This window comes from Blastococcus sp. TF02A-30 (assembly GCF_003319185.1).
Classification (GTDB): domain Bacteria; phylum Actinomycetota; class Actinomycetes; order Mycobacteriales; family Geodermatophilaceae; genus Blastococcus.
Genome location: NZ_QOHJ01000008.1, coordinates 216,719 through 228,670, shown reverse-complemented (window position 1 = coordinate 228,670; position 11,952 = coordinate 216,719). Strand labels below are relative to the sequence as shown.

Sequence of the window (11,952 nt, the reverse complement as noted above, 5' to 3'; positions counted from 1 at the left end):
CGCACATCGGCGCGCCGCTGCGCCTGCTCCCGCCGCCGCTCGGCGAACTCCTCGTCCGCCGCGATCGCCGCCGCCACCAGCCGCTTGCGCAGCCGACCCGACGACAACCCGGCCGCGGCCGGCAGCAGCGCCGGCACCACCACACCCAGCACCGCGCCGGAGGCATCGGCCAGCACGTCGGCGAACACCCGCGCCCGGAACCAGTCCAGCTCCCCGTCCGCGCACGCTCGCCACACCGCCGGCATCCGCTCCACCAGCTGGTGCGCATCGGCCAGCACCCCGTCGGCGAACACCCGGGAGCAGTTGAGCACCAGCGCCAGCTCATCGGGCAGGAACTCCGACGTGCCCGGCACCGGCGACCCCGTACCCCGCCGCCGCGCACCCGGGTGCCCCGGCGGCGGATCATCGGTGTCCGGGCGCTGCGCGGCCAGCGCCATCACCAGCTCCGCCTCGTAGGCGGCCTCCATCGCCTTGCGTGCCTGCACCCGGGCCAGCTCCGCGGCGATCTCCTCGTCGGACAGCACCCCCACCGGCAACCGGTCCACCACCGGCGACCGTCCCAGCAACCACCCCACCAACGCCCCCTCCACCGGGGAACGCTCGCCGACAGCCGCTGACATGGACCGAACATAGGTTCGAGGTACGACAGTTCCGAACGGGCAGGAGAACTCGGTCATCTCGAAAGCAGTTGTGCTGTAGATGTAGCACTTCTACTATCTCGGCACGGCTCGACGAGGAGGGGCGATGGGCGCGGGACGACCCGATCCGGTGATCTCAGTCCGCGACCTGCGGATGACCTACGGCACGCAGGAGGTGCTCGCCGGCATCGACCTCGACGTGCACCCCGGCGAGGTCGTCTGCCTGCTCGGCCCGAACGGCGCGGGCAAGACCACCACCATCGAGATCCTCGAGGGGTTCCGGCTGCCCTCGGCCGGCCAGGTGCAGGTGCTCGGCGAGGACCCGGCGCGGGCCGGCGACGCCTGGCGGGCACGCGTCGGCGTCGTCCTCCAGTCGTGGCGCGACCACGCCCGCTGGACCCCGCGCATGCTGCTGACCTCGCTCGGCGGCTACTTCCTGCCGTACTCGACCCCCGAGCGGCCGCGGCCCTACGGCGTGGACGAGCTGCTGGAGACGGTCGGCCTGATCGAGCACGCCGACCGCAAGATCGGCACGCTCTCCGGCGGCCAGCGACGCCGGCTCGACGTCGCCGTCGGCATCATCGGCCGGCCCGAGCTGCTCTTCCTCGACGAGCCGACGGCCGGGTTCGACCCCCAGGCCCGGCGCGACTTCCACGACCTGGTGCACCGGCTGTCGGACCTGGAGGGCACCAGCATCCTGCTCACCACGCACGACCTCGCCGAGGCCGAGAAGCTCGCCGACCGGATCCTCATCCTGACCAACGGCCGGATCGTCGCCGACGGCAGCGCCGAGGAGCTCACCCGCCAGGTGGCCGGGACGGCGGAGGTGCGCTGGGCGCTCGGCCGCGAGCGGTTCGTGCACCCGACCGACGACGTCGTCCCCTTCGTGCGCCGGCTCCTCGAGCAGCACGGGGACGCGCTGACCGACCTCGAGGTCCGGAAGGCGAGCCTCGAGGACACCTACCTGGCCATGGTGCAGCGCTTCGAGGCCGGCGCCCGCACCGCCCCCGCCCTCCAGGAGGTCGTCCCGTGAACGCCACCCGCCACGCGATCGGCCTCGGCCTGCGCCGCGGCTGGACCGAGTTCCTGCTCAGCCTGCGCAGCCCCCAGGACCAGGGGTTCTACCTGTTCACCGCCGTCGGCACGCTGGTCTTCCTGTGGTTCAACCGGGACAACGAGATCCAGGACACCGGGCTCATGTACCCGACGTGGGCGCTGCCCTCGATCCTCGGGGCGCTCCTGGCGTTCGGCGTCGTCATCGGCCCCGCGTTCGCCCTGGCGATGGAGCGGGAGGACGGCACGCTGCTGCGGCACAAGGCGCTGCCGCACGGGATGCAGGGCTACGTGACCGGCCAGCTCACCTACCACTCCCTCGGGCTGGTGCCGTCGCTGCTCACCATCCTGGTGCCGAGCTTCCTGTTGTTCGACGGGCTCATGCACCGGGGCGCCGGGGGCTGGCTCACCGTGGCGTGGGTGGTCGTCCTCGGCCTGCTGGCCACGCTGCCGCTCGGCATGATCCTGGGCTCGATCGTGCCCAGCACCCAGAAGGTCGGCACCTGGGGGATGCTCCCGATCATGCTCCTCACCGCCATCTCGGGGATCTTCTTCCCCATCACGGCGCTGTGGGGCTGGGTCCAGGCGGTGGCCCAGGTGTTCCCGACCTACTGGATCGGGCTCGGGCTGCGGTCGGCCTTCCTCCCGGAGGAGGCCGTCACCCTGGAGCTCGGCGACTCCTGGCGCACGGGGATGACGGTTCTCGTGCTGGGCGCGTGGGCGGTGTTCGGCGCGCTGGTGACGCCGCGGGTGCTGCGCCGGATGGCCCGCCGGCAGTCCGGCTCCCAGGTCGAGGCGGCCCGCGAGGCCTCCCTGCAGTGGGTGCACTGATCCGTGGTCGGTGAACGCCCGGACGGCGACGCCGTCCACAACCGCATCGCGCTGCTGCGGGCGGAGCAGGGGGTCACGCGGCGGGAGCTCGCCGAGGCGCTGGGCGTGCACTACCAGACGGTCGGCTACCTGGAGCGCGGCGAGTACAACCCGTCCCTGCACCTGGCGCTGCGGATCGCGGAGTTCTTCGGGGTGCCGGTCGAGGCCGTGTTCTCGACCCGGCCGTTCCCCCGGATCACCGACCTGCACCGGCCCGCCTAGATGTTGGCGCCGTCCGCCGGGGGGCCGTCGGGCAGCGAGGCGGCCATGCCGGTCCCGCCGCCGTCCGGGGCGGTCATCCCCACCGTGTAGGCGGTCATGGACAGCGAGCCGTAGGCGTAGCCGTCCACCAGCACCTCGGCCCCCTCGCCGTCGGCTCCCGCCAGGCCGGCCAGGTACAGCAGCGGGAGGAAGTGCTCGGGAGTGGGGACGGCGAGGTCGTAGTCGCGGTGCCCGTCGATGCGGACGACGTCGACCGGGTCGGTGAGCATGCACTCCTTGGCCCGCTCGTCGAACCGCTGCGCCCAGTCGAACCCGGCGTCCGGCATGGCCCGGCTGACCCCGCCCAGGTTGTGGACGACGTTGCCGCTGCCGACCACCAGCACCCCGCTCTCGCGCAGCGGGGCGAGCGCCGCGCCCAGCTGCAGGTGGTAGTCGAAGGACTTGAGCGCGTTGATCGACAGCTGCACCACCGGGATGTCGGCGTCGGGGAACGCGTGCACCAGCACCGACCAGGTGCCGTGGTCGATGCCCCAGCTGTCCACGTCGGCCCCCACCCAGGTCGGGTGCACGACGTCGGCGATCTCCTCGTAGAGCCCCGGCAGCCCGGGCGGCTCGTACCGGACGTCGAAGAGCTCCTTCGGGAAGCCGTAGAAGTCGTGGATCGTCCGCGGGCCGGGCATCGCCGTGACCGCCGTGGCCTGCACGTACCAGTGCGCGGAGACGACCAGGATCGCGCGCGGGCGCGGCACCGACTCACCGAACGCGCGCCAGGCGGCCGTGTACCGGTTCTCCTCCAGCGCGTTCATCGGGTTCCCGTGGCCGAAGAACGCGGCGGGCATGACGGTCACGCGACCTCCCCCAGTCGATGGGTCCGGATCATGCTCCGGCGGGGAGGTCGTTGCGAGACCTTCGGGCGCCGCTCAGCTACGGACGGCGACCGCCGCCAGCAACCTGCGCCGCTCGGCGGGCGGGCGTCGGGGGCACGACGTGCACAGCGAGCCGCCGGGCAGCCGGTCGACCAGGCAGCACGACGCCCGCCGCGTGAAACGGCGTCCCCGCACGTCCTCGTAGCGGGGCGCCGGCAGGGGCGGCCCGACCGCCGCCGCCACCCGGCCGGCCAGCGCCGTCGCGCCCGGGACGTCCCCGACCGCCCGGCCGAGCGCGAGCAGCCCGTTGGCCAGCGAGTCGGTGGCGATCGCCCAGAGCGGCCGCGGCCGCATCCCTGCGGCGGAGGCCACCGCCGCGACGACCGCGCCCAGTGACCCGCGCAGCTCGGCGCCGAGGTCCCCGGCCGGGGCGGACGACACCGCCGCGACCGGCAGCCCGGCCGGCGAGAGCCACAGCGCGGTGTCGGCCAGCCGGGCCGAGAGCGGCTGCCCGGCCACCAACCCGGCCAGCGGAGGGCTGAGCAGCACCGCCGACGCCGAGTACCACCACACCGTGGCGGCGACCCGTGCGTCCCCGCCGCGACCGCGCACCACCGCGGCGGTCCACTCCCTGTCGGCGAGGCGGCTGGCCGGCACCGCCTCCGCGCCGGGCGGCGGGACGAGCCCGAGGGCGGCGGCGCCGGGGATGCGGGCCGCCACCGCCTGCTGCACCCGCGCCGTCACGGGGTCAGTCTGACCGGCCGTCGCGCGGAACCAGCCGCCCACCGTCCCCGGGGCAGACGTGCAGGCCGGCGCGCCCTACCGTGTGGCGGGAGCCACAACGCGTGCGTGGCAGCGCCGGAGAGGGCGCGCCGCCGGAAGGGGAGGTACCGCATGAGCGAGACGACGACCTCGACGGAGGGCCGGACGTTCAGCCCGCCCGAGCAGATCACCGCGCAGGCCAACGTCGGCCCCGACGTCTACGACGAGGCCTCCCGCGACCGGCTGGCGTTCTGGGCGAAGGCCGCCGAGCGCCTGCACTGGGAGCAGCCCTGGGACGAGGTGCTCGACTGGAGCAACCCGCCCTTCGCCAAGTGGTTCGTCGGCGGCAAGCTCAACGTCGCCTACAACTGCGTCGACCGGCACGTCGAGGCCGGGCACGGCGAGCAGGTCGCCTACCACTGGGAGGGCGAGCCCGGCGACACCCGGACCATCACCTACGCCCAGCTCAAGGACGACGTCAGCAGGGCCGCCAACGCCCTGCTCGAGCTCGGCGTCCAGGCCGGCGACCGGGTCGCCATCTACATGCCGATGATCCCGGAGACGGTGATCGCGATGCTGGCCTGCGCCCGCATCGGCGCCGTCCACATGGTGGTCTTCGGCGGCTTCTCCCCCGACGCGCTGGCCAGCCGGATCACCGACGCCGGCGCCCAGGTGGTCATCACCGCCGACGGCGGCTACCGGCGCGGGGCCCCCAGCGCCCTCAAGCCCAACGTCGACGAGGCGCTCACCCGCACCGAGGGGGTCCGCTCGGTGCTCGTCGTCCGCCGCACCGAGCAGGACGTCGAGTGGACCGAGGGCCGCGACGTGTGGTGGCACGACCTGGTCGACCGCCAGTCCCCCGAGCACACGCCCGAGGCGTTCGACGCCGAGCACCCGCTCTACATCATGTACACGTCCGGGACGACGGCGAAGCCCAAGGGCATCCTGCACACCACCGGCGGGTACCTGACCCAGGTCGCCTACACGCACTGGGCGACCTTCGACCTCAAGCCGGACACCGACGTCTACTGGACGGCGGCCGACGTCGGCTGGGTCACCGGCCACAGCTACATCGTCTACGGGCCGCTGGCCAACCGGGCGACGAGCGTCATGTACGAGGGGACGCCGGAGACCCCGCACCGGGGCCGCTGGTTCGAGCTGATCCAGAAGTACGGCGTCACCGTCCTGTACACCGCGCCGACGGTGATCCGGACGTTCATGAAGTGGGGCGAGGACATCCCCGCCGGCTTCGACCTGACCACGCTGCGGCTGCTCGGCTCGGTGGGCGAGCCGATCAACCCGGAGGCCTGGCTCTGGTACCACGAGCACATCGGCGGGGGCCGCTGCCCGATCGTGGACACCTGGTGGCAGACCGAGACCGGCGCGCACATGATCACGCCGCTGCCCGGGGTCACCAGCCTGGTGCCCGGCTCGGCGCAGCACCCGTTCCCGGGCATCTCCGCCAAGGTCGTCGACGACGAGGGCAACGAGCTCGGCGACGACTCCACCGGGCTGCTGGTGCTCACCGAGCCGTGGCCGTCGATGCTGCGCACCATCTGGGGCGACGACGACCGCTACGTCGACACGTACTGGTCGCGGTTCGGGAAGAACGTCTACTTCGCCGGCGACGGCGCGAAGAAGGACGCCGACGGCAACATCTGGCTGCTCGGCCGGGTCGACGACGTGATGAACGTGTCGGGCCACCGCATCTCCACCACCGAGGTGGAGTCCTCGCTGGTCGGTCACCCGACCGTCGCCGAGGCGGCCGTGGTGGGCGCCAGCGACCCGACCACCGGCCAGGGCATCGTCGCCTTCGTCATCCTGCGCGGCACCGCCGAGGACTCCGGCGACGAGCTGGTGCAGACCCTGCGCAACCACGTCGCCCGCGACATCGGGCCGATCGCCAAGCCGCGGCAGATCATGGTCGTGCAGGAGCTGCCGAAGACCCGCTCCGGCAAGATCATGCGCCGCCTGCTCCGCGACATCGCGGAGAACCGGGAGCTGGGCGACGTCACCACGCTCACCGACTCCTCGGTCATGGAGCTGATCAAGGAGAAGCTGCCGGCGACGCCGTCCGAGGACTGAACGACGCCGCGCCCCCCCGGGTGGGGTCACCCCACCCGGGGAGGTGAGGGCGCGCCGGGGCGCCGCGTGGGGCAGGATTTCCCGGACAGCAGTTCCCGCCCGCAGAGCAGACCGACGAGGAGGCCCCGCCGTGGCCCACAGCGTGACCGGCCGGACCACCGGGTCCACCGTCTCCACCGGATCCGACGAGCCCTCGATCGGCACGCTCGTGCAGAGCGCCATGGGCGACCTGTCCACGCTGCTCCGCGGCGAGGTCGAGCTGGCCAAGGCCGAGATCAGCAGCTCGGCGAAGAAGGCCGGCATCAGCGTCGGCCTGTTCGGCGCCGCCGGTGTCCTGGCCGCCTTCGCCAGCATCTACCTGTTCATCACCCTGGCCGAGGTGCTCGACCTCTGGATGCCCCGGTGGGTGGCCTTCCTCATCGTGACCGTCTTCCTCCTGCTGGTCGCCGGCATCGCCGCGATGATCGGCAAGCGGATGCTGAAGAAGATCGAGAAGCCCGAGCGGACGCTGGAGACGCTGCACGACCTGCCCGAGGTGCTGCACCGCGAGGCCCCCGGTGAGCGCCACCGCGCCGTCCCCGAGGTGAGCAACGGGCAGGTCCGGCGGCAGGGCACCGAGAACTACCAGCTGTAGCCGACCGCCGCGTGACCGTTCTGCCGGACGGCCCCCCGGACGCCACCAGCGTCCTGCTGCCGGGGCCGTGGACCCACCGCGACATCTCCGCCAACGGCATCAGCCTGCACGCCGCCGAGGCGGGGCAGGGGCCGCTGGTGCTGCTGCTGCACGGCTTCCCGCAGTTCTGGTGGACCTGGCGGCACCAGATCACCGGGCTGGCCGACGCCGGGTTCCACGTCGTGGCCCCGGACCTGCGCGGCTACGGCGCCAGCGACAAGCCGCCGCGCGGCTACGACCTGCCCACCCTGTCGGCAGACGTCGCCGCCCTGGTCCGGGCGCTGGGCGAGCGGGAGGCGGTCGTCGTCGGCCACGACTGGGGCGGTCTGCTGGCCTGGACGATGGCGGCGCTGCACCCGCGCACGGTCCGCCGGCTCGTCGTCCTGTCGATGGCCCACCCGCGCCGGCTGCGGGCCGCCATGACCGATGCCCGGCAGCGGAAGGCGCTGCGGCACGCGCTGGGTTTCCAGGTGCCGCGGTTGCCGGAGCGGCGGCTCACCCGCGTGGACGACGACCCGGTCGCCGACCTCCTGCAGCGCTGGGCCGGGCCCGAGTGGGCCCGGACCGCCGACTTCGCGGCCGCCGTGGAGCGCTACCGCTCCGCCGCCCGGATCCCGCAGGCCGCGTACGGGGCGATGGAGTACTACCGGTGGGCCGGTCGCTCGCAGCTGCGTCCCGACGGGCTGCGCTACGCGCGCCGGATGGCCGCGCCGATCACCGCCCCCACCCTGCAGGTGCACGGCTCGCTGGATCCCTGCGTGCTCGCCGACAGCGCGCGGGGCTCGGGCCGCTACGTCGCCGGCGAGTACCAGTGGCGGGAGCTCCCCGGGCTCGGGCACTTCCTCCCCGAGGAGACCCCCGACGAGATCACCCGGCTCATCGCCGACTGGGCGCGCCAGCGCCCGGCGTGACGTGCTGGAGCGGCCCCTTCGCAGGGACCCGCCGCGAGCGGAGCGAGTGGTGGGGGGCGAAGGGGTCCTTCTACTCGCACGGGCCGGTGCTGACGGCGGTGCGCGCCTGGCTGCCGGCCGTCGCCGCCTCCGCCACCTGCGGTCCGGTCAGGGCGTAGCCGGTGTTCGGGTCGTCGATGGCCGAGGCGAACACGACGCCGAGCACCGTGCCGTCGGAGGCGAACAGCGGCCCGCCGGAGTTGCCGGCGCGGACGCTGCCGAACAGCGCGTAGACGTCGCGGACGACCGTGCGGGTGTCGCGGAAGTCGGGACCCCGGATGTCCACGCGGTCGCGCACGCGGGCCGCGCCGACGTAGAAGTCACCGCCCCCGGGGAAGCCCATGATGATCGCGTCGTCCCCGGCCGCGGCCGGCTGCGGCGTGAACGTCAGGGCCGTCTCGGGCAGCCCGGGGACGGCCAGGACGGCGACGTCGATCTCCTCGTCGACGTACACCGGCGTGGCGTCGTACCGCTCGCCGTCGGCTTCGACGGTGGGCTCGGTGACGCCGGCGAGCACGTGCGCGTTGGTCATGACCCGCTCGGGCGCGTACACGAAGCCGGAGCCGTCGATCTGCCGCGAGCACGACGGGGCGACCCCGCTGATCTTGACCACCGAGTCCTGCACCCCGGCCACGACCGGGCTGTTCTGCAGCGCCGGGTCGGGGGCGGGGACGTCGCGGACCTGGGTGGGCGTGAGCGGGTCCAGCACGTCGGGCAGCCCGCGCCGGTCGATGGCGTCGCGCAGGTCGTCGTAGACCGCGCGCAGGCCGTCGGGCATGGCGTGGTCCACGGCCTGCACCAGGGCCGACTGGCGCACCTGGCTGGCCACCGCGGGGAACGGTGAGCTGGCCAGCGGCGAGGCGACCATCCACGCGACGAGCAGGACGGCGGCGGCGGACACCACCGCACCGGCGACCGAGTCGGCGAGCTTCGCCGGTTCCCAGGTCATCCTGCGGCGCAGCGCGCGACCGACGGCACCGAACAGGATCTGGCCGAGCAGCGCGCCGGCGAGGACCACGACCAGCGCGGCGAAGACCCGGCTCACGCTGGAACCGTCGATGCGGTCCGCGACCGCGCCGGACAGCTGCGCGCCGACGACGGCCCCGACGAGGAACCCGGCGATGGAGGCGGCCGACACCACCAGCCCCTGCCGGAACCCGGACAGGGCGAAGACCATCGCGAGGACGATGAGCAGCACGTCCGCCAAGGACACGGTCAGCACCCCCGCCGGCCGCGCGCGGCCGCCATCAGCCGCGGACCGTCATCGTGCCGACCTGCCCCTGCCGGGTGTGGAAGGTGCAGGTGAACGGGTGGTCGCCGGGGACGGTGACCGTGAAGTCGATGGTCATCTCCTGGCCGGGGGCGAGGAAGTCGATGCCCGCCCCGATCGGCTCGGGACCGGCCCCCTCGTCGAACTCGAGGTTGTGGGTCATCTCCTCGGCGGCGTTCACCACGGTCAGCCGCACCTCGCCCGGGGCGACGGTGAACCGGTCGGGGGTGAAGACGAAGTCGTCCTGGGTCCGGAGCGTGACCTCCTGGACGCCGTCCTCCGCGATGGTCACCACGCCGAACTCCTCGGCCGCCGAGGAGGGAGCCGAGGACCGGCCGTCGTCCCCTGAGCCGCCGCAGCCCGTCAGCGCGAGCGCGAGCGCGACCCCTGCGCCGGCCGCCGTCATCCGTCTCCGAGAACGCCCCGTCATCGGGGCGGAACCGTACGCGCCGGAGCCCCGTCCGGCGCGGGATCGGCGACGGTCGGCGCGGCGGAGTCGCCCGCCGGGTCGTCGTCGCCCGAGCCCGGCAGCGTGTAGGGCCGCACCTTCTCCAGCTCCATCGGCCGCACGTCGGTGGTGTCCCACGGCCGGGCCAGCCCCGCGGCCTCCAGGACGGCGTCGAGCAGGCCGGCGGTGAACCCCCAGACCTCCATGTCCGCGACGCAGAACGCCGGGCCGAGGTAGCCGCTGGGGTGGCGCAGCCGGTACCGGTTGGCCGGGTCGGTGAGGTCGGCCAAGGGCACGCGGGCGACCCGGGCGACCTCGTGCGGGTCGCCGACGGTCACGTCGCGGGGGTCGTCCCACCAGCCGACGACGGGGACGACGAGGCGGTCCGACGGCGGCAGGTAGAGCTCCTGCAGCGTGGTGAGCACGCGGACGCCGGCCGGGTCGATGCCGGCCTCCTCCTGGGCCTCGCGCAGCGCGGTGCCCACGGGGAAGTCGTCGCCCGGGTCGACGCCGCCGCCGGGGAACGCCGGCTGGCCGGCGTGGCTGCGCAGGTGCGCCGACTTCTCGATCAGCAGCAGGTCGGGGCCGTCGGGCCCCTCGCCGAAGAGGATCAGCACCGCCGAGCGCCGGGCGGTGGAGCTCGCCTGGGGCATCCGGTGGCGCAGCGGGAGGTCGTCGGCCCGCTCGAGCAGGCGGAGCAGGTAGTCGGGCAGCCCGTCGGCGGAGGTCACAGCTGCACGCCCAGGTGCTGTGCCACCAGGTCGCGCAGTTCCTGCACCGAGCGCACCGGACCGGTCTGCACGTGCGCGACGCCGCCCTCGGGGTCGAGGAGGTAGGTGAAGGGCAGCACGTTGAGGCCCAGCTCGGTCATGAGCTCCCCGTCACCGTCGAACGCGTTCGGGTAGGTGATGCCCGCGTCCTCGGCGAAGGACTCGGACTGCGGCCGGCCGTCCTTGCTGATCACCCCGACGACCTGCACCGCGTCTCCGGCCGTCCCCGCGAACTCCTCGAGCAGCGGGATCTCCTCGCGGCACGGCGGGCACCAGGTGCCCCACAGGTTGACCACCGTCGGCACCCCGGGCGCCCGGCCCAGGTCCAGCGTGCCGCCGCCCGGGCAGTCGAGGACCAGCGCCGGCATGAGCTCCGCACCGCGGGCCGGCTGGTCGGGCTGCTCGGCGCAGGCCACCAGCGACGACGGGCCCGGCGACGGCTGGGCCGCCCCGTCGTCGTCCTGACCGTCGTCGGAGGTGCACGCGGTGAGCGCCAGCAGCGCGGCGGCCAGGACGGCCGACCGGCGCATCACTCGGTGTCCGAGGCGGCCGGGGTCTTCACCAGCTTCGCGGCCACCTCGGGGTCGACCGGGCCGATGCCGTAGGAGGGGCACCACTTCGCCAGCCCGCAGGCGCCGCAGGCGGCCTTCTTCGCGTGGCACACCCGCCGCCCGTGGAAGATCACCCGGTGGGAGAAGTCGGTCCACTCCTTCTTCGGGATCAGCTCGCCGATCTCCGCCTCGACCTTGACCGGGTCCTCCTCCCCGGTCCAGCCGAAGCGGCGGACGAGCCGGCCGAAGTGGGTGTCCACCGTCAGCCCGGGCACGCCGAACGCGTTGCCCAGGACGACGTTCGCGGTCTTCCGGCCGACCCCGGGCAGGGTCACGAGGTCGGCCATCCGCCCGGGCACCTCGCCGTCGTAGCGCTCGACGAGCGCCTGGGCCAGACCCAGCGCCGAGTTGGCCTTGGCCCGGAAGAACCCGGTGGGCTTGAGGATCTGCTCCAGCTCGGCCCGGTCGGCGCCCGCCAGCGCGACGGCGTCGGGGTAGCGGGCGAACAGCGTGGGCGTGACCTTGTTGACCATCTTGTCGGTGGTCTGCGCCGACAGGACGGTGGCCACGAGCAGCTCGAAGGCGTTGGTGAAGTCCAGCTCGCAGTGCGCGTCGGGGTGGATGGCGGCGAGCTCCCGCGCCATCCGGCGGGCCCGGCGGGTGCGGCTCAGCGGCGTCTCGTCCGGGTCGAAGGGCGACGCCCCCGTGCGGGCCGCGAGCGTGGGCCGACGGGGCGGCGCCGGGCGGGCGTAGACCGGCGGCGAGGCGGGGGCGGACACGCGGTCGAGCGTAGG

General features: G+C 73.9%; 13 protein-coding genes and 1 pseudogene. 6 read left to right on the top strand and 8 right to left on the bottom strand.

Annotated features, from left to right (window positions below; translation table 11 throughout):
• Nucleotides 1-620: pseudogene (locus DQ241_RS18420) on the bottom strand (HNH endonuclease); the annotation flags it as partial.
• Between the two features lie 148 nt (nt 621-768).
• On the opposite strand from DQ241_RS18420, the gene DQ241_RS18415 reads away from it, so the two are divergent.
• The 3 genes from DQ241_RS18415 to DQ241_RS18405 are packed head-to-tail and all read left to right on the top strand — an operon-like array spanning nt 769 to nt 2,783.
• Nucleotides 769-1,671 carry an ABC transporter ATP-binding protein gene (locus DQ241_RS18415; RefSeq protein ID WP_233492546.1) on the top strand — a complete coding sequence of 301 codons (903 nt, stop codon included), beginning with the start codon at nt 769-771 and terminating at the stop codon, nt 1,669-1,671.
• Complete coding sequence (locus DQ241_RS18410; RefSeq protein ID WP_113831647.1) at nt 1,668-2,522, top strand: ABC transporter permease; 855 nt, start codon at nt 1,668-1,670, stop codon at nt 2,520-2,522. Before DQ241_RS18415 ends, DQ241_RS18410 begins: the two co-directional genes overlap by 4 nt.
• A gap of 3 nt (nt 2,523-2,525) precedes the next feature.
• Nucleotides 2,526-2,783 (top strand): helix-turn-helix transcriptional regulator, encoded by a 258-nt coding sequence (locus DQ241_RS18405; RefSeq protein WP_113831646.1) that lies wholly within the window; start codon nt 2,526-2,528, stop codon nt 2,781-2,783.
• Here the strand turns inward: DQ241_RS18405 and ygiD are convergent.
• Both ygiD and DQ241_RS18395 read right to left on the bottom strand, forming a co-directional pair.
• Nucleotides 2,780-3,622, bottom strand: a complete 843-nt coding sequence (gene ygiD, locus DQ241_RS18400; RefSeq protein WP_113831677.1) for a 4,5-DOPA dioxygenase extradiol — start codon at nt 3,620-3,622, stop codon at nt 2,780-2,782. The two genes, DQ241_RS18405 and ygiD, sit on opposite strands and share 4 nt — an antisense overlap.
• Before the next feature lie 81 nt (nt 3,623-3,703).
• The gene (locus tag DQ241_RS18395) at nt 3,704-4,393 is read right to left on the bottom strand and encodes a (2Fe-2S)-binding protein (RefSeq protein WP_113831676.1); all 690 of its coding nucleotides are present in this window, start codon (nt 4,391-4,393) and stop codon (nt 3,704-3,706) included.
• Nucleotides 4,394-4,543: 150 nt separating this feature from the next.
• Here DQ241_RS18395 and acs point away from each other — a divergent pair, with 150 nt between their 5' ends.
• From acs to DQ241_RS18380, 3 genes are all read left to right on the top strand, one after another.
• Nucleotides 4,544-6,496: an acetate--CoA ligase gene (acs, locus tag DQ241_RS18390; protein ID WP_113831645.1), complete on the top strand. Its 1,953-nt coding sequence runs from the start codon at nt 4,544-4,546 to the stop codon at nt 6,494-6,496.
• 130 nt (nt 6,497-6,626) lie between these two features.
• Nucleotides 6,627-7,130 carry a phage holin family protein gene (locus DQ241_RS18385; protein ID WP_113831644.1) on the top strand — a complete coding sequence of 168 codons (504 nt, stop codon included), beginning with the start codon at nt 6,627-6,629 and terminating at the stop codon, nt 7,128-7,130.
• An 11-nt stretch (nt 7,131-7,141) separates the two neighbouring features.
• The gene (locus DQ241_RS18380) at nt 7,142-8,080 is read left to right on the top strand and encodes an alpha/beta fold hydrolase (RefSeq protein WP_113831643.1); all 939 of its coding nucleotides are present in this window, start codon (nt 7,142-7,144) and stop codon (nt 8,078-8,080) included.
• Nucleotides 8,081-8,150: 70 nt separating this feature from the next.
• Here DQ241_RS18380 and DQ241_RS18375 read toward each other — a convergent pair whose 3' ends face one another.
• Genes DQ241_RS18375 through nth form a run of 5 tightly spaced genes read right to left on the bottom strand, consistent with a single transcriptional unit; the run spans nt 8,151 to nt 11,937 of the window.
• Nucleotides 8,151-9,332 (bottom strand): MarP family serine protease, encoded by a 1,182-nt coding sequence (locus DQ241_RS18375; protein ID WP_113831675.1) that lies wholly within the window; start codon nt 9,330-9,332, stop codon nt 8,151-8,153.
• Nucleotides 9,333-9,366: 34 nt separating this feature from the next.
• Nucleotides 9,367-9,795 (bottom strand): plastocyanin/azurin family copper-binding protein, encoded by a 429-nt coding sequence (locus tag DQ241_RS18370; RefSeq protein WP_113831642.1) that lies wholly within the window; start codon nt 9,793-9,795, stop codon nt 9,367-9,369.
• A 20-nt stretch (nt 9,796-9,815) separates the two neighbouring features.
• Nucleotides 9,816-10,568 carry a CoA pyrophosphatase gene (locus DQ241_RS18365; RefSeq protein ID WP_233492545.1) on the bottom strand — a complete coding sequence of 251 codons (753 nt, stop codon included), beginning with the start codon at nt 10,566-10,568 and terminating at the stop codon, nt 9,816-9,818.
• Nucleotides 10,565-11,137, bottom strand: a complete 573-nt coding sequence (locus DQ241_RS18360) for a TlpA disulfide reductase family protein (RefSeq protein WP_113831641.1) — start codon at nt 11,135-11,137, stop codon at nt 10,565-10,567. Before DQ241_RS18360 ends, DQ241_RS18365 begins: the two co-directional genes overlap by 4 nt.
• Nucleotides 11,137-11,937, bottom strand: coding sequence for an endonuclease III (gene nth, locus DQ241_RS18355; RefSeq protein ID WP_199584724.1), 801 nt, complete (start codon nt 11,935-11,937; stop codon nt 11,137-11,139). Before nth ends, DQ241_RS18360 begins: the two co-directional genes overlap by 1 nt.
• Nucleotides 11,938-11,952: the final 15 nt, after the last annotated feature.